The organism is Candidatus Neomarinimicrobiota bacterium (assembly GCA_021734025.1).
Lineage (GTDB): Bacteria > Fidelibacterota > JAANXI01 > JAANXI01 > JAANXI01 > JAANXI01.
This window is the reverse complement of the sequence record JAIPJS010000001.1, coordinates 149,221-170,367: the sequence shown is the minus strand read 5'-3', so window position 1 is coordinate 170,367 and position 21,147 is coordinate 149,221. Positions and strand designations below refer to the sequence as shown.

25 protein-coding genes are annotated in these 21,147 nt (G+C 48.6%); 2 read left to right on the top strand and 23 right to left on the bottom strand.

The features are described from left to right. Positions 1-3 precede the first annotated feature (3 nt). The 12 genes from K9N57_00675 to K9N57_00620 all read right to left on the bottom strand — a co-directional run bounded on the left by K9N57_00675 (position 4) and on the right by K9N57_00620 (position 6,450). A complete protein-coding gene (locus tag K9N57_00675) occupies positions 4-207 on the bottom strand; it encodes a zinc ribbon domain-containing protein (GenBank protein MCF7802684.1) in 204 nt (67 codons plus the stop codon). Beyond that, positions 207-518 (bottom strand): hypothetical protein, encoded by a 312-nt coding sequence (locus K9N57_00670; protein ID MCF7802683.1) that lies wholly within the window; start codon positions 516-518, stop codon positions 207-209. Before K9N57_00670 ends, K9N57_00675 begins: the two co-directional genes overlap by 1 nt. Next, complete coding sequence (locus K9N57_00665) at positions 496-1,290, bottom strand: hypothetical protein (GenBank protein MCF7802682.1); 795 nt, start codon at positions 1,288-1,290, stop codon at positions 496-498. Before K9N57_00665 ends, K9N57_00670 begins: the two co-directional genes overlap by 23 nt. Next, a complete protein-coding gene (locus tag K9N57_00660; protein MCF7802681.1) occupies positions 1,268-2,395 on the bottom strand; it encodes a hypothetical protein in 1,128 nt (375 codons plus the stop codon). The genes K9N57_00665 and K9N57_00660 overlap by 23 nt, the downstream gene beginning before the upstream one ends. A 19-nt stretch (positions 2,396-2,414) precedes the next feature. Continuing rightward, the gene (locus tag K9N57_00655; protein ID MCF7802680.1) at positions 2,415-3,251 is read right to left on the bottom strand and encodes a hypothetical protein; all 837 of its coding nucleotides are present in this window, start codon (positions 3,249-3,251) and stop codon (positions 2,415-2,417) included. Beyond that, positions 3,248-3,520, bottom strand: coding sequence for a hypothetical protein (locus K9N57_00650; GenBank protein ID MCF7802679.1), 273 nt, complete (start codon positions 3,518-3,520; stop codon positions 3,248-3,250). The genes K9N57_00655 and K9N57_00650 overlap by 4 nt, the downstream gene beginning before the upstream one ends. Positions 3,521-3,832: 312 nt before the next feature. Further along, complete coding sequence (locus tag K9N57_00645) at positions 3,833-4,360, bottom strand: hypothetical protein (protein ID MCF7802678.1); 528 nt, start codon at positions 4,358-4,360, stop codon at positions 3,833-3,835. Next, positions 4,353-4,592: a hypothetical protein gene (locus K9N57_00640; protein MCF7802677.1), complete on the bottom strand. Its 240-nt coding sequence runs from the start codon at positions 4,590-4,592 to the stop codon at positions 4,353-4,355. Before K9N57_00640 ends, K9N57_00645 begins: the two co-directional genes overlap by 8 nt. Beyond that, a complete protein-coding gene (locus tag K9N57_00635; GenBank protein MCF7802676.1) occupies positions 4,561-4,842 on the bottom strand; it encodes a hypothetical protein in 282 nt (93 codons plus the stop codon). Before K9N57_00635 ends, K9N57_00640 begins: the two co-directional genes overlap by 32 nt. Further along, entirely contained in the window at positions 4,839-4,982 is a 144-nt protein-coding gene (locus K9N57_00630; GenBank protein MCF7802675.1) for a hypothetical protein, read from the bottom strand. The genes K9N57_00635 and K9N57_00630 overlap by 4 nt, the downstream gene beginning before the upstream one ends. Positions 4,983-5,357: 375 nt before the next feature. After that, entirely contained in the window at positions 5,358-5,963 is a 606-nt protein-coding gene (locus tag K9N57_00625; protein ID MCF7802674.1) for a hypothetical protein, read from the bottom strand. Positions 5,964-6,081: 118 nt separating this feature from the next. Next, complete coding sequence (locus K9N57_00620; GenBank protein ID MCF7802673.1) at positions 6,082-6,450, bottom strand: hypothetical protein; 369 nt, start codon at positions 6,448-6,450, stop codon at positions 6,082-6,084. Between the two features lie 242 nt (positions 6,451-6,692). Between K9N57_00620 and K9N57_00615 the strand changes: the two genes are divergently transcribed. Then, positions 6,693-6,989: a transposase gene (locus tag K9N57_00615; protein ID MCF7802672.1), complete on the top strand. Its 297-nt coding sequence runs from the start codon at positions 6,693-6,695 to the stop codon at positions 6,987-6,989. A gap of 217 nt (positions 6,990-7,206) precedes the next feature. On the opposite strand, the gene K9N57_00610 is transcribed toward K9N57_00615, so the two are convergent. From K9N57_00610 to K9N57_00600, 3 genes are all read right to left on the bottom strand, one after another. Beyond that, positions 7,207-7,497: a hypothetical protein gene (locus K9N57_00610; protein ID MCF7802671.1), complete on the bottom strand. Its 291-nt coding sequence runs from the start codon at positions 7,495-7,497 to the stop codon at positions 7,207-7,209. Positions 7,498-7,658: 161 nt separating this feature from the next. Further along, entirely contained in the window at positions 7,659-9,044 is a 1,386-nt protein-coding gene (locus tag K9N57_00605) for a DUF3987 domain-containing protein (protein ID MCF7802670.1), read from the bottom strand. An 11-nt stretch (positions 9,045-9,055) separates the two neighbouring features. Continuing rightward, a complete protein-coding gene (locus tag K9N57_00600; GenBank protein ID MCF7802669.1) occupies positions 9,056-9,970 on the bottom strand; it encodes a DUF6371 domain-containing protein in 915 nt (304 codons plus the stop codon). A 342-nt stretch (positions 9,971-10,312) separates the two neighbouring features. On the opposite strand from K9N57_00600, the gene K9N57_00595 reads away from it, so the two are divergent. Beyond that, positions 10,313-11,635 (top strand): hypothetical protein, encoded by a 1,323-nt coding sequence (locus K9N57_00595; GenBank protein MCF7802668.1) that lies wholly within the window; start codon positions 10,313-10,315, stop codon positions 11,633-11,635. A gap of 490 nt (positions 11,636-12,125) precedes the next feature. On the opposite strand, the gene K9N57_00590 is transcribed toward K9N57_00595, so the two are convergent. From K9N57_00590 to K9N57_00555, 8 genes are all read right to left on the bottom strand, one after another. Continuing rightward, positions 12,126-13,334: an anaerobic sulfatase maturase gene (locus K9N57_00590; GenBank protein ID MCF7802667.1), complete on the bottom strand. Its 1,209-nt coding sequence runs from the start codon at positions 13,332-13,334 to the stop codon at positions 12,126-12,128. 166 nt (positions 13,335-13,500) lie between these two features. Continuing rightward, on the bottom strand, positions 13,501-14,538 hold the full coding sequence (locus K9N57_00585) for an alcohol dehydrogenase catalytic domain-containing protein (GenBank protein ID MCF7802666.1): 1,038 nt from the start codon (positions 14,536-14,538) through the stop codon (positions 13,501-13,503). Positions 14,539-14,584: 46 nt separating this feature from the next. Beyond that, positions 14,585-15,583 (bottom strand): aldo/keto reductase, encoded by a 999-nt coding sequence (locus K9N57_00580; protein MCF7802665.1) that lies wholly within the window; start codon positions 15,581-15,583, stop codon positions 14,585-14,587. A gap of 39 nt (positions 15,584-15,622) precedes the next feature. Next, positions 15,623-16,654 (bottom strand): aldo/keto reductase, encoded by a 1,032-nt coding sequence (locus K9N57_00575; GenBank protein ID MCF7802664.1) that lies wholly within the window; start codon positions 16,652-16,654, stop codon positions 15,623-15,625. Between the two features lie 52 nt (positions 16,655-16,706). Continuing rightward, positions 16,707-17,921 carry an ABC transporter substrate-binding protein gene (locus K9N57_00570; protein ID MCF7802663.1) on the bottom strand — a complete coding sequence of 405 codons (1,215 nt, stop codon included), beginning with the start codon at positions 17,919-17,921 and terminating at the stop codon, positions 16,707-16,709. A 334-nt stretch (positions 17,922-18,255) separates the two neighbouring features. Further along, entirely contained in the window at positions 18,256-18,840 is a 585-nt protein-coding gene (locus K9N57_00565; GenBank protein ID MCF7802662.1) for a cupin domain-containing protein, read from the bottom strand. A 10-nt stretch (positions 18,841-18,850) separates the two neighbouring features. Next, positions 18,851-20,059, bottom strand: a complete 1,209-nt coding sequence (locus K9N57_00560; GenBank protein MCF7802661.1) for a hypothetical protein — start codon at positions 20,057-20,059, stop codon at positions 18,851-18,853. Further along, the gene (locus K9N57_00555; protein MCF7802660.1) at positions 20,052-21,125 is read right to left on the bottom strand and encodes an NAD-dependent epimerase/dehydratase family protein; all 1,074 of its coding nucleotides are present in this window, start codon (positions 21,123-21,125) and stop codon (positions 20,052-20,054) included. Before K9N57_00555 ends, K9N57_00560 begins: the two co-directional genes overlap by 8 nt. Positions 21,126-21,147 lie beyond the last annotated feature (22 nt).

The window sequence follows — 21,147 nt, the reverse complement described above, 5'->3', positions numbered from 1 at the left end:
GTGTTATCTCTCCTTTCTGTCTTTTGGACCGTGTCGTGTATAGTCAGTGGAATGAAACCCGCTTCCCTTGAACCGGAACGCCGGCGGGCTGAACAGGCGCTGGCCTGGACAGCCACATTCTGGGCAAACGGGGTTTGGATCGGTTCTATCGACCAACTTTTCAAAGAGATGGTCATGGGGGCATCGATATTCATATATGGGCATCATTACTGCGCTCCGTTTCCTTGATTTTGTGGTTGTTTATCTTCCAGCATTGCCTTGAGCGATTTGTAGATCACAGCCTGCTGCTCCCTCGCTTTCACTGGCTCTATGAGTTTCAACACCGATTCCTGGAACTCGCTCAGGTGCTGTGGTCGGACCACGCCCCGCTGGGTCTTCGCGATGAAGATAGAGGTGGTGATCTCCCGGAGCTGGCTTTCGTCCAATCCCTCTTCCTGGAGGTTCTTGTTCAACTTCCGGACCTCCAGGTAGGTACTGAACCAGAGGCCTTCAAAATCATACCTCTTGGACGAACTCATGGTCCCTCCCTTCCAGCCGCTTCGGCAGTCTGATTTTCGAGGCTGTCTCGCTGAACACGATCCTGGAGACCGCCCCGACGCGGGACTGCAAGTATTCCATCTCTTCCTTCAACTCCAGGTAGGATTGAATCAGAGCGTCCGGCAGGGATTCTTGCGCAAGTCGCTGTTCAAAGGCTGCATCGGAGAGCGTGTCGTTAAGTACAGGCGGGTCAAATGCCTGCATCATTACCTTTTTTAATTGGGCATATCTGTTCTCTACTCCGGCAAGACGGCCTTTTAACTGTATCGCATCCTCGGCGATGTCTTCCAGGTAGGGGTTTGCCCCTACCGACTCAATGCCCTGGAAATCCTCAGCCAGGCCATCCACCTGCACGCCCACATCCTCCAGAAACGTGGCGGTGTCCTCATCCAGGAACAGGTTCATGGACTGCGAGTGGATATCCGTCAGCGGACTGTAGTCCGGAATCTCATCCTTATGCGCCAGGATGGTGTCTTCGAACTTCCGCTCCAGGGCCGTATCAGCGGCGGCTTCGATGTTGCTCGGAGTAAACACCTTGATGAGTTGCCGCCGTCCAAACGGATCGTTCGGGGATTTATGGTTCCGGGTCAACTCCTGTGTGTAGAACAGATAAGGCTCCTCGGTCTCCGGATTTCGGGTCAGACGGATCCTAGATGCGGTGTAGTTTTCTTTTCTGTCTAACCGATTCAACCGAAAGTCCTGGATGTCCTCCTCGATGCGTTCCGGGCGGTCAATGGTCACCGTTGGTTTCATTGTCTTCTCCTTTCTCGAGGGGTTGCCCCTCGTCTAACCGGATCGGCATCAACAGGCTGATGGGGCCCTCCCCATTCCGGGTTGATTCGGTGAATAACGATGCACTGATTGGCGACTTGTACCGCCATTCCACGGTCTCGTCGTCCATGGACTTGAGGAGTCGCTCGAAGTACAGGAGATTAAATCCCATTGGGATTCTGTCTCCGTCTCGTTGTTTGACCGGGACGTCGGTCTCGAACCACACATCCTTTTCCGGGTCCTCCGCAATCAGGTGAATGTCCTGCTCACGCATCTTCACAACACCCTGGTATGTGGATTTATTCGTGAAGGGCTTGGCTGACTGGATGGCGTCCAGCAGTGGTTGCTTCTCCACCTTTAACGTATTCGGGGTATCGATGTCCAGGAGCGGCTTAAAGTCCGGGAACCGTTCGTCAATCTTTTTGACAATGATTTCCACCTTATTCGGGAGCGTGAACTTCATGGTCTCTTCACTTCCCTGGACTTTGACCGGTCCCTTGGCAAACCGCGCCAAAATCTTCACCGTCTTCGTCGGCAGGATGCCGCTGTAGTCCTTGCCGTTTTCCGTAAGTGCATCGGCTTGCAATTGAGGATAGTATTTCAACATGTGCCCATCAGTCGAACACGTTTCCAGTTGCCCATTCTGTTGAATCCAGACGCCATTGAGGGCTGGCTTGAGGTCGTCAGTTGAGGCATACTGAGTTTGGGCCTTCATCACCTGGAACGTCTCCGGGAGCCATGTGCCGAGTTCCTGGAACGGCACCAGATCCAGTCCGGGATATTCATCAGGGTCAATCGTCGGACACGTGAGCGTATTACCGTCGTAGACGATTTGGAGTTGCCCGGGTGTCTCATCGGACAGGTGGACTGCAAATGACTCCGGCTTCGTCTTCAATACCTGGTAGAGCACCTGCACCGGCAACGTATACGCCCGGATATCGTCGATGGGCATCCGGACGGTGGTCTCCAGGTCTGTCATGCGGATAAATCCACTATCCACAAGGCAGTGGTTGAGGATGGGTAACTTGGTTCGTCTATTATGGACCTTCCGTGCGATGGGCAGGAAGGTGTGTAAGGTTTGTAACATGTATGGTTTCCTCCTTCGGTTAATCAGGTTGTGATGAGGTAAATTTCAGGGTGGACCGGGGGCAGGTTGACCGGTAGGGTTTCTTCGAACAGTACGTTTCCTGGCACCATCCCTTCCGATTTAACTCGACAGGTTTGGCTTTGTAGGTGCACCAATCCTGCAGGGTATCGTTCTCCTTCAGGTACTCGGTGTAGTCCCCAAAGAACTCCGCCAGGGACGCGTTCCCGTTGTGTTGTCGGCTATACTTGATGTACGTGTCTGCCATTTTATTCAACAACTGGTCCCGAATCTCTGTGTCGCGCAGATTGATGAACCAGTCCGGCAGGTCATCATGGCGCAGGATGGCTTTCCGGACCTGCTCGAGTTGTTTCGAGGAACCTGTGTGAAGCGAACCCGGTGTCTGCGGTTCTGGAGATCCTGAGCGCCCGGAGAACGTACGCTGTGGTCCCGTGGTTGGTATGCCCTCCTGTGAGGACAGCCCGGTGCTCAGAAAGCCGTTGAGGGCCTCGAACATGGCATTCATCAGTTCCAGCGAATTATTGAGTGACGGGGGGTTCTTTGAGGTGGGTTGGGGTGCCTGATATGGTTCATTTTTCGGCACGAACTCCATGGCCTCTAGATCCAGTTCGAACGACGGCGGCACCACCAGGTGCAGTTCGCCGATGCAGTACGGACCATCTTTGGTCGTGGTCGTCACCGGGATCACGTTATTCCCCTCTTGGAAGCCATCCGGCCATTGTAACTGCCACTGGTTCGTATACAGCCGATCGGGGTGGGCTTCCTTCAGGTGAGCGATCCGCTGCTGGATCACGTCCCTGACATAATTCGTAATTTCCTTTTTGTAATCGTCTGTCATAGATCCTCCACGGCTTGCCGCAGCATTCGGGCTCTGGATGTTTCCTCAAAGGGGTTCAGCACAATCTCCGCCGGGCTCCCGCATCGCTCGCATGTAATTCCCTGAGGCATGCCCGTGGCCTGTTCAGTGAGTTTTTCTTCCAGAGATTCCAGGGGCTGAACATGCAGCAGGCTGATGGTGCCGTCCGGGTTAAACGTGAACGTGGTCTTCACCCACAGCGGGAGTCTAAAATCATTTGACTGTTTACACTTCGTGCACACAAGTTCCATGCAAGGGTCACTCCTTTCTGGTGTATTGGTTAGGGTTGACAGTGAGCACACTGGATGTCGGCTGGTTGGAGTCCGGTGCCGATGAGGTCCATCAGGAGATCCGGAAATCGGATCATCACTTGTCCCTCCGGAGACACTGTGACATGACAGGTTGTTTTGACTGTCTTTATATAGGTACGATCCGGATGCTCGCAGATTGGACATATTGGTAGCCAAATCATGTTCGTCATGGGATACTCCAATAAAAAAGCCGACAGGTCGGGGAGAAACCTGCCGGCTCGTAGGGTGAGGGGTACTGGGTGTGGTGGGAAGTTAGGTGTAGCCCATCTCCTGTTTCAAATCCTCCAGGGTGAAATCATGATGGGCTCTGACCTCCCCAAGGCCGTCGGCCGTCCAGGGACACGACATCAGACAATCCTCTTCCGTGAGATCGCCGTCATGGTCCAGGAGGCACTCCGAACAGATTTCTTTCACATCCAATTCAGACATATACTTCCCGCACACTTCGCAGCCCGGGCAACCAAAGTGAAAACAGAGATCGTGGAGACGCTCCTGGAAGTCGACAAAGCCGGTCTCACAGTTGGCGCATTTGATTGTGTTTTCCCCGTGGAAAATATCTCGATCCATGAGGGCCCACAGGTTCTTTCCGAGGCTTTTGAAGATCCGCTGCAGCCGGTGTTCATCCGGGCCAGACTGGATACCCTGACTGGTGACAGACAAGGTATAAGGTATCCGGAGGTTCAGCGTGAAAGCCTTCGTATTTCCACAGTCGACACATTGAAGGGCATTACCGTAGAAATACGTACGATCCTTTGGCGGGTAATATTTACTTCTACTCATGGTATCGCCTCCACACCCCGGCCAGCGTCTGCACCACCTGCGCCCCGGCTGTCGCCACCTCCGCTGCGGACTGGAGTTGTTCCAGTCGTTGGTTCTGCTGGCGCTGGCGTTGCTGCTGCACGAGCGATCGGCTCAGCAGGTACGCATTGCTCGCCACGGTGACGCCATTGGCAATGAGCGAGGCTGTGGTCGTAAGGGTTTTACTGCTCATCCGCAATCGTAATCGAGCCACTTTTGACCTCCTTTCCAGTTGGGGATTCGAGTAATACTGTGCCGACCAGCCGTTCAATCCGGTCGAACCACTGGCGGACGTTCTTCCGTTTTTGAGTGTGGACGTAGCCAATGAGCCCACCCCCGATGACGAGGATGCTCAGGCTAAGGAGCGTCCCTCCGATTAACACTTCTCGAAGGGACACTTCAATCACCTGCGCTTCTTCATGTGGCGGGAGTTGCCGTGTTGGTTGGATGGCGGTTTCAGTCATGACTCGTCAGGGGTCTGCACAGGTTTGGAGCGGCCATTCCCGCGGACCAGATCATAGACCTGGACCCCGAGATAGAGAGCGGCGCCGACCAAATTTGAAACTTTAGACGCTTGTTCAACATGCTGCCGTTTGATGTGCATAGATTACTCCTTTGTTTGAGTTTAACAAGTAATTTTCCTTCCACTTTTCATATGCGAAAAAAGCGGTAAATTTTGCGTGGAAACGGGCGAAAATTTTCGGTCGGAAGGGTGATTAAATATGGGAGTCCAGCGCCGGATCAGGGCCAGGGAAGTTTTCGGGAGATGAGCCGGATGCTCCCCGGGAAAAGAAAAACGCGCCCCCTATTTTCTCCTTTTCTATTCCTTTATTATAAGGGTCAAATACGGGGGTGTGGGCTTTGTACGTCAACCCGGTGCCCCCCCAATGCAGACAAGGGATACGACCGGTTTTACCCCTTATTACGTGTCGGGTTTTCCTGTCCCAATTGACGGTCTCTCCAGAGACTTCGAGGGGGGTTAATCTCCCGTATTTTCCGCGGAGGTAGTCGAAAACCAGACCTCCCGCGACCGGCCTTTTGTCGGGATTTTATGGCCGATGGCTCGGTCCGTTTTCTCAAGTTTTTTGAGCGCTTGCTCGATAAATTTCCGCTGGATATTGTTGGAATAGAGATCACGATAGATGACGGTCCGGGACATGCCCTTGGGACGAGATTCCAGGGCGGTGGCAATCTCCTCGGCCAACGCATCAATATCCGGGGAGGCGCCCCTAGTTTTGCGAGCGATGGCCCGGCTGGTCTTGGCCAACTCTTCATCGACTTTGTCGCGAGTCGCTTCTAATCGTTTCTTGTGCAGGCGCAGGTCGGCGAGTGTGTTTTTAATTTTCGGGGGTTTTTTCCGGATCGTGATCGGCAAGGGGCACCAGTCCGGGCGCGTGTCGATTGTATTGGTCCAGGCCATCTTTTTATTTACAGGTATTAACCGGAGCTCCCGGTGATTCGTCAAAATGTTTTGGGGCCAGGGGATCTCAGGGATATAGTGCTTCGCAGCGCAGGCCGGTTTGCCAGCATATGTGTGTGTGAAAAAGGGACATTCGGTACAAATATTGATAACGGTTGATCTCATGACAACTCTCCTTGGAATTCTTGCTACATTCCATTGACTTTTCGCTATAACACCGTATTATTTCCGGATTTATTCACTACATAACACATACTTTATAGTGAGAAAATTATTTTGCCAGTCAAGTGGTCCTATCCTCTGTCTGTTTTTCGTGTGCTGTGAGGTATTTTTCGTATTCCTCCGCTGTTGCAAGGCGAAAACATATTAAAGTTACCCCGCCAAAAATGAGGACCACTTCATGGGACTGGGGCCTTTGTTTCAATTGAAAATCACACCCTCTGTCCTCAATATAGTAGCCGATACACGTATTCCCGACCACGTCATTAATTGTTTTGTCATCCAATCCCGCAAGTTCTTTAAAATCCATGGCGGTCTGGATGGTCTGACAATGGGGACAGACAAACGCCCATCGCAGGCGATCCCCATATGTCTCGCGTCCCTGTTTTTTAAATTCCTCCAGAGTTAAATAATGTACGCTGTGTGAATCCATTTGAGTCACTCCCCGGGTGTTTTTGGTTGTGAATTCACCTGTGTAATGAAAGATTGGCCCACACAGCTAAATTCGTAATTTTTTCGTCATTAAATTTTCTCGTATCCTCAATAAAAACATAATACTTCGTTTTTTTCGTTTTTTTCGTACTATCTTGTAGTATATAATTTGAAAATTCCTTGGGCTTGCCCCAGAGTGACCGATTATCTGTTTGTGGCAGATGGGGGAGTTTGTTTGTCTTCATGGGTCCACCAAGCGAAGTCAAAAAGGGCAATCATTATGCGTATGAGATTCACTATCTCCTGGTTTTTACAGTAAAATATCGCAAAGCGCTCTTAAAAGGTGAAGTGGAGCAGGTCATCATCGAGACCGCTCGCGGGATCATGGAACGGTATGACATCGTGATGGAGGCGCTTGGCATGGATCACGATCACTTGCATCTGTTATGTGGGTCGCATCTGAAGCCCCCCGGGGGGAGTTGGTGCGGATTTTCAAGAGTATCACTGCCCGGCAGATTTTCCAGCGCAAACCCGCGGTAAAAGTGGAACTCTGGGGTGGGAATTCTGGTCGGATGGCTACTAGGCGGCGTCGGTGAGCGAACGCAGCAACTGGGAGGTAGTGGAGGAATATGTACAGCAGCACGGCAAGCCGACCGACGAGCTAACCCAGTTAGAAATCGTTTGATACCCTGTAGCTTGCCATAGGGTATTTCATTAAGGATCTCACCTACCATGATTTGCTATTAGAACCTTTGACCTATATTTCCGAAAACCCCTCTGTCCATTCCTTGAGGGTAGAATCTTCGTCTCGGATTTGTTCAATATGATTCATGATTTCCGACAGGTGATAACAGGTGCTTCGCCATTCAGTCAATTTCGGATCTGTCATCATCGCCGGGTATCCGATGGCACTTAGATAGATTTCCAACGCCTGCTCTTTTTGCAGTAACTGGTTATACTCCTGTTTTAATCGGAGAAGTTCATTCCCGTTTTTATCATGATCTAATCGACTTTGTGCTCGGTAAAATTCCTCCAAATATTTCCCCATATATCTTCTCCTATTACGAATAATACGAATAATACGAAAAATGCTTAACCATAATACTTCGAGCCACCTTCTCCCATATATCCCAAGTACGAATTAAGTCTATTTCCATCGCTGAATTTAGCAATACAACCATATTTAACATCGCCCGAATGCTCGTCCATTTATACGAGTTTCCAGATTTCAGATGTGTGGCCGCTTGGGCTTGTCCTTTCCTCAGTCATTTTTGCTCGATTGTATGCTGCGAGCAAATCTAATGCTTCGTCAATTTCCTGTTTCGATTTGTTCCGGTTAAAAAGGTCACTACTGATTTCAGTCCTTGACAACCCATCTGGCTGTTGGCGAAGGCCGTCAAAGATCTTTTCCGCCATTGGATTTCCCATTTTATCCTGGAAGATATACTGCGTTGAAGCCTCGCAGTACTCCCATACAGCGAGTGCCGCTTCCAGGTGTTCCGGCTCAATAAATATTTTTTTATCGAGAAGTGTATATGTCGCCGCTAGGCGAGTCACATATGCCTCTGCGCGGGAGGTCACGGCTCCAACCAAACCGGGCTTCCCAGCAGATAAGTCCGGATAAATCTCCGCCCAAAGTGGCTTGGTCCTATCATGCCACTGGACTTGCCCTGCAGACTGGCACCACGTAATGATGTCTTTATATTTTTTTTGAAGGTGGGCCCATTCCGGTTGTGGAATATCTCCGCCGAAGGGCAAAGTCTTTGAGCGACGCACACATACAAACAAAAAGCGGTTTGCAAACCCATTCGCCGTCTCAGTTTCTTGTAAATATCGGAGCAACTCTTCCTTGGTGATGTGGCCGATAATCGATATATGCGCTGCTGTAGCCTTGTTATCGCCCTTCCGCTGGGCTTTCACGGTCAGGACATTCAGATTACCGCTGTCCCATGCCTGGCGGATAAGTGGTGAAAGGGTATTTCCTTTCCGTTCAATGCGTTTTAATATCGATGCAAACTCGGATTCAATAACGAGCAGGCGTTTTCGCTTTTTATTTTGGGTCTGTTGATCCCGGATGGCACGCCATGATTTTTTGGGAGCGTCTGGATCATCGGTGGCCTTTTCATCCTCATCCTGGTCGCTTACGGCCAGAATCAATCCCTCGCCAGAGGACATCCCGCTTACGATGCGATCCCTCCAATTCTGGTCCGCGATTTTGCAAAACCGCCTAACGTGATTCCAGGACACACCTTTCCTCCCTTTGGCTGTTTCTCCCACAAGCAGCGGGAACAGACGCATGGCATGACGATCTGATTCGACTGTAAAATGTGGTCGAGATCCCATCAGATTTCCGGACGCAGCCAAAAAACTCAGCAGGAGTGCTGCTGGGTCTGCTTCCGAATGCGGGGAAATAAGATGGACAAATTCTCCAGCAATACCATGATACGCTGGCGCAGCAATTGGAGCCGGATAATCAAGGGCAAAAGGTTCATCTATAGTATTCTGGTCCTCTTTATCTTGCGCCCTGATTTGTGTTTGAATTTTGTTTAATTCCTGCTGCATTTCAGTGTTACTGATCGGTGTTGACTCTGACATAAAATACCTCACTATAAAAATTGTTCATAGCTCTCTCCAACGCTGTAGTCCTTTCCCTGGGGCCAGTCCTTATGCAAATCGATCCAGAGATCCGCGATATCATACCCGTCATTGCGATTGGGGAAAAGGTCCTTGATGATTACCCGGCACCCCATTGATTCAATTAGACTTTTATCTTGCACCGCTGTCTTTCGGCCTGCGTCATCGGCATCTATCAGCAGAGTGACATCTCGATTCTGAAGGGGCTGCGCTTTTTCTTTGGTTAGTCCATGTGCAGACCCTTTCGCTATCCATACAAAATCCGTGCGCCACTGCGACATGATGACCGCCGTTTTTTCCGACTCAACGAGCATAACTGGCCTATCGCAGGGTAATTGCCATAGCCCATATAAAATCTGTCGGCCACCTTCAGATTTCTTAATCAGCGGGAACCCTGTCTGGTTTTTAATCCGATGGCCTCTATTATCATATTTTATCTGTTTCGCATTGATGATTTGGAGATTTTGATCAACTTGAAAAAAAACAGTAAATCCATTTTCCAGATATCCTATATGGAAACGTCGTTGTGTTTCAAGTGAGCAAAAAGCGTCATTGGCGAGAAACTTTGCGAAGGGATTTAATGCTTGCTGCGACAAACATTTTTCGTAGAGTGAATTGTCAACAAATTTGGACGAGGACATTCGATGCTGCTGGGATTCCTTTCGGTGCTTGTTCTTAAACAAATCAGAAACTTGTATTCCGATGGATTGACAAATTGCCTCAACTGAACACCCGGTGAAACACTTCAATAACATAGTCCCATCCTGCGTTTGTTTAACGGATAAGCTCGGCTCATGGTCTTTATGTGCCGGACATAAGGCCGTGAATTGGCCTCCCTGTCCCTCCTTTACCCCCTGAAGATTGCTAAGTAGCTCTTCAAATTTCATTTTGTTTCAATTCTTTTAATTATTGCTTTCATGTCAATGAATCGATTTCCATTTTCCCAGAGCCGAACCGTGGGGAGTTTTCCGGCGTGGATGAGGTTACGCACATACTGTTCGGATAGGTTAGCATAGGCCGCAAATTCTTGATAATTCAAGAACCGTTTGTGGGCGATTAGCATCGATTTTTCAATTGATTTGAGGACAGATTTGTCAGACATTTTCGTTGTCGTTTTTTTTCATTTTCCCAGTGCAATTAATATGGTGCCTGATTTGCTTTAACATACTTTCTGCGCAAGATGAATCAATTACCGGGAAATTACTCGATAGATCGAAGGAGAGATGTGTATGCGTTTTTGGACCCCCTACAAAAGTCGCAGCAAATGGTGGAAGGCTACTGAATATGAGGTTTACAGCAATGGGGTAGTGGCACCCGCCCGCAATAATGATTCGGCAACAGATATTAAAGAATATCGGCCCTTGGAATTATTCAATTTTTTAGGTCAGGATGATAGGGAATACCAAAGACCAGGATTTTTACCCCCAGAGAGTCTGCCCCATCTTGAGCTGTTAAATCTCGATAGATCAAATAATGATGCCATCCTGCAATTTGTATATGATTGGGGCCTATTGGGTCTTGGATTTCGGTATGACCAGGAAATACCTCCACAAGGACCAAATCCGACGTATGGACAAACCAAAATTTTAAAGTTGGACCTATACGATGAGAATATAAAAAAAATAAATGATACGACGTTTGCTACAGGGCATCATTATGATTCGTTTTCACTTGAACAGACAAACGAAAGTACATTCATAGGGTATCGATTTGAATCTGGTACCACATTTTTTCATGAATTATTTTCGCTTCCGCCTACAGAGGTCACCTATTCTACCACAGCAAAACAGTTGTATTATGGTGAGAAATTCGATGTCGAAGATTATGAGGGTTCAAGACGAGCATTAGATAAACTCTGGCCCCCTTCCCTTCGATTGGGAATCAAAATATTTCAGGAGGAAGTTCAAAAGTTTTCCAAAGATGTGTATACTCAAAATTCGGTACAATTGAAACGGTTGTGGCGAAGGCGGGCGTTACGTTTCAGAACAATAATTGATTTTGACCAAAATAACGTCCCCCATTTAAATCTAGTCTTCTCATCTTTGTGGGATGCTGCTTTCCTAATGGCAGTCCAGGATATAAGTAAAAATTATCTTGTCGTCTGCCCGGAATGCGGCCGATATTTTCGCAGTGAGGAAAATCGGAAATACTGTGCAAAAGAAATTCCCGAAGACAAACTCAACCATTATGATATAATGTCAGATTACCGCAATAAATGTGCAAAGGCTGCCCATCGGCGAAAAACAGAGCAAAAGGAAAGGTGGAATACTTTTTTAGAATCGCAGGAATTTGATTCGGCATTGGAAAAGCACTTATTAGGGGATGGAGGCAAATACAAATTTGCTCATCCCTTTGATCTCATCGAATATTCAGATCGAGATTTTAATAAACTTCGATTCATATCCAATTTTAAATTAAGAGACGATGTCCCAAAACAAGTGATTCCCCTCATCCAAAAGTGGCTTAAAGAGTATTCGCCCCGCAAAGATTATGACATGTGGATCCGGCCGTTACAAATTCTGATAAAAAAGTATTCAAAAGACAGCGGATAATTTTTGTTATAGGTGATCCATGTATGCCCTAAAACCCTTGTAAATAAAGGGTCTTATTTTTTAAAACAGCGGACTTCTAATACTCTGTCCGGTATAAATAGGCCGAAATTAAAATAATGAAGAGTTTATTTCATTTTTAAGGATATAGAAATTTTGGCAGGACATAAAATCCGCGAAACTCGTTACATATTCGTTACATAGACAATTTTTCAAATTTATAAATATCTGTTATTACAACAGTTTAAGTGTTTGATAATAACGGACTTAAAATCCGTTGGTGATTTTTCACCGTGTGGGTTCGAGTCCCTCCTCCGGCACTTATACTCTCTACAATCGCTGTCGTTACAGGGTTTTAGGCTTTTTTGTAAAGCATAGGTAAAACAAAGTCGGGGAATACTTTTTCAATTCGTTCTGTCATCTAAAAATTAGAACATCAATTAAGCAAAAAACTTTATTTGCCACATTTGAAGGCATATATAGAAAATTTTAACTATTGCAAACAACACATCTTATATTTCTTCCCGCTTCCGCAATAACAGAGAGCATTCCTTTTTGGTTCTACCACAAATTGTTCCGGATGATTCCGAATGTATGCCATCATCATTTCGGGCGTATTTCCTGCCTTATATTTCTCAGCCAGGTATCGCATATGGGGATCGATATAAGTAAAAAATTTCTTATAGCCAGCGCACAGATAATTCAAACCGGGTTCCCCCTCCGGTGTTCTAATAAACCGGTTTTTCGGGCAGCCGCCGTTACAAATGAATTGTACTTCACAATTACGGCAATATTGTGGCAGAGTTGCTTTTTTATCCTGACCAAATTGATTTTGCACCGGTAACGCCACCATCTCATTTAATGTTCTTTCTCCAATGTTGCCAAGATGATGCTCGGTTTCCACAAAATGGTCACAACTGTACAGATCACCGTTGTGTTCGATAGCCAGGGCATTCCCGCAAGTTTCGTCAAATAAGCACAACCCGGCATTCATGCCGAGATAGACCCGAAAGGCTACATCAAAGATCTGCACGGAAATTTTTCCGATGTCATTGCGAACCCATCGATCAAAGATCCTGATGAGAAAGTCACCGTACTGCTCTGCACTGACGCTGTATTCAGTAACATCCCTGTCTCTGTTATGGTGCCGTTCAACGATCGGGATAAACTGCCAGTATTGCGTTTCTGCTTCATCCCGGTAAAAATCGTAAATTTTATAGGGAAACTGAGCACTGTAATCGCTGACACATCCGAGGATATTAAATTTAACATCGTATTTTTGCAGACAATCCATTCCGCGTCTGACCTGAGTAAAACTGTCCCCTCCATTTTTGTATTTCCGGTACCTGTTGTGGATATGCTCCGGTCCATCGAGGCTGAGTCCAATGAGAAAGTCATGATCCCGGAAAAATTGCGCCCAGGAATCGTCAATTTTTAATCCATTGGTTTGCAGCGTATTGCGTACAACTTTGTTTGCTGTATTGTATTCTTCCTGAAACGACAGTGCCTTTTCATAGAAATCTAATCCCAGCAGGGTAGGCTCGCCCCCCTGCCAGGTGAAAGTCACTTCACCGCCGGGCTTGGCCAGGTATTGGCGGGTATACTCTCGGAGCACTGCCTCGGGCATCTTAAAACCGGATGTATCGGGATAGAGAAACTCTTTTCCCAGGTAAAAACAATACCGGCAGGACAGATTACACATTGGCCCCGTGGGCTTCGTCACAATGTGATACGGAGATGGGCCAATCACGGGATACTGATTCAATTGATCGCCGTTTCTATTCTTTGGAGTACACTAAATTTTTTACGAACCGGAGTCAACTCCCCGTAATTAACACACTTTTCTGCAGGACAATACCCCAACGTCGCTATGAAATATGGATCATTGCCTTCATAACCCTGTCACGGTAACCGGAGACAATTTCAAATGCCTCCCCCGTATCCTCCAATTGAAAGCCATGGGTGTACATCCGGTTCTCGATCTCCGGATTGTTGTGAATGAGATCGATTGCCGGTTCAACGCAATGATTTTGCCTTCTCACATTCTTTATCGTTATTTCCTTCCTCCGGATTTTACTGATATCAAACGAGATACGGTCCTCACTGGGGATTCCTACAATCAGTAATTCTCCACCCGGTTTCAGCAAATCGATAGCCTGATCCAGGGCCTCCTGATCTCCGCAGCATTCGAACACGCTGTCGAGCCCGAGCGGTTCCAGCGCTCTAACTTCCTTAACAATATCGCATTTATCAGGATTCCCGGTCCATCCGGCCCCGGCATCACTAGCGAGGGACAATCGGTAGTCCAGCTTATCCGTGGCATAAATAGTATCAGGGCTAAGTTCTTTTAAGGCTTCCAGTACACTCAATCCAATGGGCCCCGCGCCCAATATAGCCGCTGTTTTCCCCTTTTGCTTCCGAGCAAGTTCGACGGCATAGCATCCGATGGATAATGGTTCCACCAGGCACGCGGCTTCCGGAGACATTCCGTTAGGCACGGGAAAACAGTTTTCTGCAGGGAGCACGATATACTCCTTCATCGCACCGGAGAGTTGACTGGGTGCACCGATGAACTTTAACTTTCTGCAGGTGTGTGGCCGACCTTCCCGGCACTGGTCGCATTGCCCGCACGAGACGGCCGGTTCAACCGCAACCAGGTCACCTTGTTTTACGTTTGTCACACCAGCCCCGGTCTCCTCGACTGCACCAGAGAATTCATGCCCCACCGTATAGGGAAAATCAATAACCTGCTCACCGATTCCCCCTTCCAGGTAGTAATGGATATCAGAACCGCATATACCAACCCGCTGCACTTTTAACAGAACTTCACCGGCCCCGGGTGACGACGGGGGTGGCTCATCCATAACTTTAAACTTTTTCAAATCGATCAGATTGACTACTTGCATACCAAATCTTTCGTTTTGCTAAGAGTTATTCTGGCTCAATTCACCGTTATCGGTAGGTGTTTGCACTAAAATCCGCATCGTAATAAGGAACAGTCGCGCGTCCGGGTTCTGCCACCTCGTCAATTTTGTCCAGATCCTCCTGAGTAAGGGTAAGATCAATAGCCCCCAGATTATCCTCCAGTTGTGGGATCGTCCGCGGACCGATAATTGGACTGGTTACTCCGTCCTGTTGCGCACACCAGGCCAGCGCAAGCTGACTGGTTGCACATCCTTTGGCTGATGCCATCTTTACTATTGTCTCGGCAATTGTGAATGCCGGATCGATAAAGTGATTCCGGTTCCATTCATTATCTTCAGAGAGTCGCCCCGCGTCACCGGTTGACTTCCGCTTATATTTCCCGGTCAGGAATCCGCCGGCCAGGGGTGACCACGGGAGAATCGCCAGCCCGTATTGCTTTGCCACCGGTAGTAATTCACGCTCTACTCGTCTGTCTAAAAGATGGTATGGCGGCTGCTCACTTACGAACCGGTTCAGTCCCAATTCTTTGGCAATATAGATACTTTCGACCACCTGCCAGGCTGCGAATGTACTTGTGCCGACATATCTCACCTTGCCCGCACTAATGAGATCATCCAGCGCGCGGAGGGTTTCATCTATGGGAATATCAGATTGGGGACGGTGAATCTGGTATAGATCGATGTAATCGGTCTGCAAGCGTTTCAGCGAGGCTTCACACTGCTCAACGATATGCCGGCGACTGTTGCCCCAGGCATTCGGATCGTCGTCGTTCATGCCGCCATGGACTTTGGTTGCCAACACGATTTCATTTCTTTTGCCGTTTCGCTGCAGCGCTTTGCCGACATATTCCTCACTGGTTCCCCGGCTATATACGTTGGCGGTATCGATGAAGTTAATCCCACCTTCAATCGCCCTGTCAACGATGTCCATCGAGTCCTTCTCTTCGGTTTTCCAGCCAAACATCATTGTGCCGAGACACAGCGGACTGACCTTCACACCGGTTCTGCCGAGATTTCTGTATTCCATGCTCTTACTCCAGTCTTTTCTTTAAATGCATAGGTATTATTAGTTGTAGCGATTTAAATCCATCTCCTCTTTGCGAAAAATATCGAAATACCAGTGGGGATACGGCTTATACGGCTCGCTTACCTCATTGAGTCTCTCTACTTCATCCTCCGATAGTTTCCAGTCGACGGTCGCCAAGTTATCTTTCAGTTGTTTTTCATTCTGGGCGCCGATGACGACGGTAGACACTCCTTGCTTTCTCAGAAGATAGTTCAGAGAAACCTGTGCCAGGGAGACTCCGCGCTCATCTGCGATTTCTTTTACTGCCCGCAGCACCTTTTCGCCCTGCTCCCGGTCGTATGGAGTTTGGTCGTCGGGTTCCTGAATTCGCGTGCCGTCCGGCCACTCGTCGGAAAAGTGATACTTGCCGGTGAGAACGCCGCCGTGCAGGGGACTCCAAACCATGATACCGATCTCCTGATCCTGACAAACGGGCACGAGTTCGAACTCCAGATCACGTCCAAGGAGCGAGTAATAGGCCTGTAGACTTATTAACCGTTCATTTCCGTATTTCTCCGACGTGGCCATCGCCTTCATCAGCTGCCAACCGGTAAAATTGGAGCATCCGATATATCGCACCTTGCCCTGTTCAATGAGCTGGTTCAGCGCCTGCAACGTTTCCTCGATTGGCGTGATGAAATCGTAGGAATGGATTTGGTAGAGGTCGATGTAATCCGTCTGCAATCGCTTCAAACTCGCTTCGCAGGCTTCCACAATCCGCTTGCGGGACAATCCCACACCGTTCGGGCCTTCGTCGCCCATCCGGAATCCGAACTTCGTGGCGATCAGATATTTATCCCGCCTGCCTTTCAGGGCTTGGCCAAGCATCTCCTCCGATCGCCCGCCGGCGTAGATATCTGCGGTATCAAAGATGTTGATACCTTTGTCGATCGCCATATCCACCAGATTGTTCGCGTCCGCCTGAGACATGGTTGCGATGTGCGACCATTCCTCCTGATCGTTGAACGACATGACTCCGAAACAGAGTTCGGAGACGCGCAATCCGGATCGCCCAAGAAAATGGTACTCCATTATTGACCTCCGTTGGGATTATTCAAATAATTCATATTACACGGATGGGTACTCATTTTTCACCAGCAAGTAGTTCGGTATTAATTTTCCGCACAGATTGTCTTAGTACTTTTTCCGGACTTTTCTCTCCAATGACTGATCTCTCAATTGCCTCCCCAAGCAGACGATTGACCTCCATCCAGCTCCGGTCGAACCGATGCCGAACCCGAGCATTCCCGAGTAATTTGACAAAACCGGCGTATTGAGGATCCTGCTCCAGAAATTCCTGAAATTCCGGCAGATGCAACGCTTGCTTTGAAACTGGTAGATAACCGGAGTTCATAGCAAACCTGGCTTGTACTTCCGGCTGGGTTACCCAGGACAGGAATTCCCAGGCTGCGTCCGGGTGCTCAGTGCTTCTGAAGACGGCAAGGTGTTCGCCGCCGAGATAGGTAAAATCGCCAGCAGGCCCGGAAGGTAAGGGTGCAATATTCCAATGAAACTCGTCAATTTTACGATATGTCGGGAGATTCCACGGGCCGTCGATAACCATAGCCACTGTCTGACTCACAAAACCGTTATCGTGGCTCAGGGAAAATTGAGTAAAATTTTGCATCTCCCATAATTCTTTCCAGAACGCGAGTGCTTGAATTCCCGGGGGCGAATCGAACAACACTTTTGTCTCATCTGCGTTTACCTCCTGTCCCCCTGCCTGCCAATAGAACGGCATCCACTGCATAATCATCCACATATTCAGCGGCCCGGAGGCTGTGAAAACGGGGACATAAAAGCCGTATCGCTCCAAAATCCCGTCTTCATTTTTATCCAGGGATAACCGTGCTGTGTATTCTTTCAACTCTGCCCAGGTTTCCGGTGGCTTCGGAGGCAATCCGGCTTTCCGTAGCAGTGATTCATTATATACGAGCGCAAGGGTTGAGGCTTCCATAGGCAATGCGTACAACGTATCATTCCAGGAGGCTGAAGTGAGGAGCCCCTCGCGTATATCACCAAACAGTTGCTGTTCGCCGGAACCGTATTCATCGGCCAACTCCCGTATCGGATAGATTCGTCCAGAGGCGGCCAACTTGTTCAGGAAGTCGCTGTGCACCCAGGCGATATCCGGAGTCGTGCCGCTCTGAATCGTTGACAGCAGTTTGTAGGCCAGCGCATCACCGGTCTGAATGTACTGTGGCTCGAGTGAAATGTGCGGATGACTCTGCTCGAACTCATGCACGAGTGTATCTAACGCCGGACGAGTTGCTGAGACGAAACTGTGCCAGAAAGTCAAAGTTCTCTTGTCGGAATCCTCGTTTTCTTTTTGTCCGCATGCCGATAGGATCAAAATGACAACAAGTAGTAAAATACCGGAAAACTTTACGGACATTTTCATACGGAGAGATGTTTTATGGGGGATGTGTGAAAATGCTGTGTCAAGGATTTTTTCTCATGACTTTTCATATTACTACCCAGTGTAAAAAATATGATAACCCATTGATATTATTGACTGTAGAGTCGTGCCATGGCACGTCTCTACTCGGAAAAAAATGCGATGATTACTCACAATTTTTCCCTTGTTTGTTTTTACGCCGCCTCCATGAACCATTTCTACTGCCAGATGTTTCTCACTTAGCATACAGGTGCCCCAGTCGCTTTTCCCCGTGCAGTGTGGTTTCAAAATACACACCGCGAATTGTTTCAAACACCAGCGGAAAATCGTGGTGTTCACCGCGCTTCGTCAGCACACAATCCCCTGATTCCACACTATAACGGTTCCCTTCTGTCACGACTTTTCCGGAACCTTTGATAATAAACCAGCACTCGTTGCAGTCATGAAAGTGGTTGTCAAAATCGGTGTTGCGCTCGTATTCAACCGGATCTCCGTCGTTTTTCGGTTGTGGTGCACTTTCAAGAGAAAAGACTCCGGCGCCTCCGATCTCTTCGCCCCAGTCTCCCTGGACGATTAAGACGATGGAGTCTTTTTCATCATTGACAAGTGTAACCTTTCTTCTGCCACCAAAGCTGATCGAACCCCCTTCGGATAAAGAGACTTTGTCGTAGCTGATTGATCCTTCGACGACAAATAAAGCAGCTTTAGTAAATCTGAGCGACACGACGGACCGCTCTCCCGCATCAAGGTGCAGAATGCGGTAATGCCTGACTTCGCTCCATTCCGGGAAATTTTGATTATCCTGTTTTATAAGCGGCATCGGAATGCACTCATTCTTTCGGATATTTTTCCAGCATCGGCACATCCTTATTCACATCCGGGCCGAAGAACTTATAGATCATCAGATCCGACTTTCCGGTATTGACCACTTCTATCTCCTTAGTCGCTATCGAATGGCACACCAATAGTTCGTCCTGGCCAAAATTGCCGGCTTCCATATCAAATCCGTGGAATGTACCCTTGCCCTGCCAGACGAGGATGTTGTAGACCCCATTATCCCTGGAAATGAACGTCTCGCCCGGTGGAATTACGAGCTTTTTACCGCTGAATTTCGTCGTGTTATAGAATATCCAATACTCCCGCGCAGCGGTATCCTGTTCGTTGTCAATTTCGATCGGAGGCGTATGCCGATTTTCGTAAAAGTAAGGATCCCCGCTGATTTCCCAGTTCACCATCTCAAGGATGGCCGCTTCACCTTTTTGCTCTCTCTCCTCTTCGCGGACGTCTTTGTACAGGAGATCTTTGGAAATGTCGCAGTCCTCAACTTTGGCCTGAAGCATGGCAAACACATCGGAATCCTCCTGCAACTCGATTGTAAGTGCAGATCCGGGCGCATGAAGCGTTCCGGACGGCACGTGAAACCCGTCGCCGGGATACTGCTTGTATCCCCGGGCAAACCGCAGGATGGAATCGTCCTTCCACTCTTTGAGGGCATCCAACAGCAAATCGTACTTTTCCCAGGCGGCGATGTAGGGATGGACTCCAAAAAATGTCACCGGCTGCGGCCCCGGATCGACTCCTTCCGGAAAATAGTAGGCTTCCTCCTTGGAGTTGCATCCGACAAGTTTCGCATGGTGCTCCATCTGGTGGAGGTGATACGGCAGGCGCCATTTGTAATCGAAAATCTTCGGGAGCCGCCCCAGGCCGTCATGGGAATTGGCATAATTCTCTCCCAGGATTAATTCTGGCGCTTCCTCCACGGCCTTCTTGAGCGTGATAGTTTCATCTGAGGCTCCTAGAGACAACACGCTCAAACCCTCATTTTCCACCTTCACCGCATTGTCTGCGGGCGTTGTCGAGCCAACCCACCGCTCGCAGATTCCGCCGCGTTCGCCCAGTTCGTATTGCGAGTCGGGCAAGCCCAGGCGCCTGCCCGGCGGCAGGAAATCCCTGGCAACCCAGGCGGGCTCCAATCGGAGAACTCCGTCATTGCTTTCGATTTCACGCTCGACGATTGAACGTGTGGACTTGTTATTCATTGGTCGAATCTCCGATATATTTTTGTTGAATATTTGTGGTAAACTTTTGCTTCTCTCGTTTCCAGTGTTCTGCAAATTCGATTTCCTGCGCTCGGTTTTCATAGCCGAGTGAATGGCCATCATACTTCTCAGAAAACCAGCGAATCGTCTTTAACATCCACTCTTCAAATGGTGTGGAACTAAAATGTAAATCGCGTTTTATCCGATCGAGACTGAAGACGGATGTCCGTCTGGTATTAAATGTAAACACATCGCCATTAGGGGAAACGCTGAACGGCAGTTTATCGAATACCTCCTGATCGACGTGGAACAGCTCCGGGTCTTTCCCCAGCAACGTTCCCAGCTTCCGGAGATAATCATTCAGTGAAAAGATCTCCTCTGCCGCAACGTTGTAGGCTTTGCCGATACTTTCCGGATAATCGAGGAGATCGGTGAACGCTCTTGCCACATCGTTGACATACACCTGCTGGAAGGCAAAGTGGCCGCTTCCAGGCACCAACAGCGGCTTGCCGTCGAGAATTCGCTGGATCCAAAAATAATCGCGCATGGCGGGATCTTCGGGACCGGAAATATATGTGGGACGCAGCATACTCACGGGGAAAGTATTCTCATCGTGCGCATCCCAGAGGATATCTTCACACTTTCTCTTATCAATGCCGTATTGCATCCCGAACGGATTTCTCGGGAAAAACTCCATGAGCGGTCCCTTGTCCTGGTCTTCCGTAATCGGACACCGGACCTCATTGGAGACCATGTAGACTGAAATTGTGCTGCAATGGATGAAACGGTCAACCTTACCACGGAATACGTCCACTGCTATTTGTGTGGATTCGGGCTCATACGCGACAAAATCGTACACGGCATCATAGGTTTTACCTTCCGCGGTTTCGCGTAGCTCATCAATATTATTCCGGTCGCCGCGTTTCCAGGTCAAATTTCCGTTCTTCCGGAATGGATTCTCCCTGTTGCCTCTCGTGAACATGGTGACGTCATGCCCGCGCTCTAAGAGTATTTCCACCACATGGCTGCTCAGAAATCCGGTTCCACCTATGATAAATATCTTCATAACTTTCGTCTTTTATTTTTCG

Excerpts from the sequence above, each read along its gene's own strand:
- K9N57_00610 (MCF7802671.1), bottom strand. The coding sequence starts at position 7,497 with ATGGGGAAATATTTGGAGGAATTTTACCGAGCACAAAGTCGATTAGAT.
- K9N57_00655 (MCF7802680.1), bottom strand. The coding sequence starts at position 3,251 with ATGACAGACGATTACAAAAAGGAAATTACGAATTATGTCAGGGACGTG.
- K9N57_00645 (MCF7802678.1), bottom strand. The coding sequence starts at position 4,360 with ATGAGTAGAAGTAAATATTACCCGCCAAAGGATCGTACGTATTTCTAC.
- K9N57_00620 (MCF7802673.1), bottom strand. The coding sequence starts at position 6,450 with ATGGATTCACACAGCGTACATTATTTAACTCTGGAGGAATTTAAAAAA.
- K9N57_00675 (MCF7802684.1), bottom strand. The coding sequence starts at position 207 with ATGATGCCCATATATGAATATCGATGCCCCCATGACCATCTCTTTGAA.
- K9N57_00600 (MCF7802669.1), bottom strand. The coding sequence starts at position 9,970 with ATGAAATTTGAAGAGCTACTTAGCAATCTTCAGGGGGTAAAGGAGGGA.
- K9N57_00670 (MCF7802683.1), bottom strand. The coding sequence starts at position 518 with ATGAGTTCGTCCAAGAGGTATGATTTTGAAGGCCTCTGGTTCAGTACC.
- K9N57_00605 (MCF7802670.1), bottom strand. The coding sequence starts at position 9,044 with ATGTCAGAGTCAACACCGATCAGTAACACTGAAATGCAGCAGGAATTA.
- K9N57_00665 (MCF7802682.1), bottom strand. The coding sequence starts at position 1,290 with ATGAAACCAACGGTGACCATTGACCGCCCGGAACGCATCGAGGAGGAC.
- K9N57_00595 (MCF7802668.1), top strand. The coding sequence starts at position 10,313 with ATGCGTTTTTGGACCCCCTACAAAAGTCGCAGCAAATGGTGGAAGGCT.
- K9N57_00580 (MCF7802665.1), bottom strand. The coding sequence starts at position 15,583 with ATGGAATACAGAAATCTCGGCAGAACCGGTGTGAAGGTCAGTCCGCTG.
- K9N57_00575 (MCF7802664.1), bottom strand. The coding sequence starts at position 16,654 with ATGGAGTACCATTTTCTTGGGCGATCCGGATTGCGCGTCTCCGAACTC.
- K9N57_00565 (MCF7802662.1), bottom strand. The coding sequence starts at position 18,840 with ATGCCGCTTATAAAACAGGATAATCAAAATTTCCCGGAATGGAGCGAA.
- K9N57_00630 (MCF7802675.1), bottom strand. The coding sequence starts at position 4,982 with ATGCACATCAAACGGCAGCATGTTGAACAAGCGTCTAAAGTTTCAAAT.
- K9N57_00590 (MCF7802667.1), bottom strand. The coding sequence starts at position 13,334 with ATGTGTAATCTGTCCTGCCGGTATTGTTTTTACCTGGGAAAAGAGTTT.
- K9N57_00560 (MCF7802661.1), bottom strand. The coding sequence starts at position 20,059 with ATGAATAACAAGTCCACACGTTCAATCGTCGAGCGTGAAATCGAAAGC.
- K9N57_00555 (MCF7802660.1), bottom strand. The coding sequence starts at position 21,125 with ATGAAGATATTTATCATAGGTGGAACCGGATTTCTGAGCAGCCATGTG.
- K9N57_00650 (MCF7802679.1), bottom strand. The coding sequence starts at position 3,520 with ATGGAACTTGTGTGCACGAAGTGTAAACAGTCAAATGATTTTAGACTC.
- K9N57_00585 (MCF7802666.1), bottom strand. The coding sequence starts at position 14,538 with ATGCAAGTAGTCAATCTGATCGATTTGAAAAAGTTTAAAGTTATGGAT.
- K9N57_00660 (MCF7802681.1), bottom strand. The coding sequence starts at position 2,395 with ATGTTACAAACCTTACACACCTTCCTGCCCATCGCACGGAAGGTCCAT.
- K9N57_00615 (MCF7802672.1), top strand. The coding sequence starts at position 6,693 with ATGGGTCCACCAAGCGAAGTCAAAAAGGGCAATCATTATGCGTATGAG.
- K9N57_00635 (MCF7802676.1), bottom strand. The coding sequence starts at position 4,842 with ATGACTGAAACCGCCATCCAACCAACACGGCAACTCCCGCCACATGAA.
- K9N57_00625 (MCF7802674.1), bottom strand. The coding sequence starts at position 5,963 with ATGAGATCAACCGTTATCAATATTTGTACCGAATGTCCCTTTTTCACA.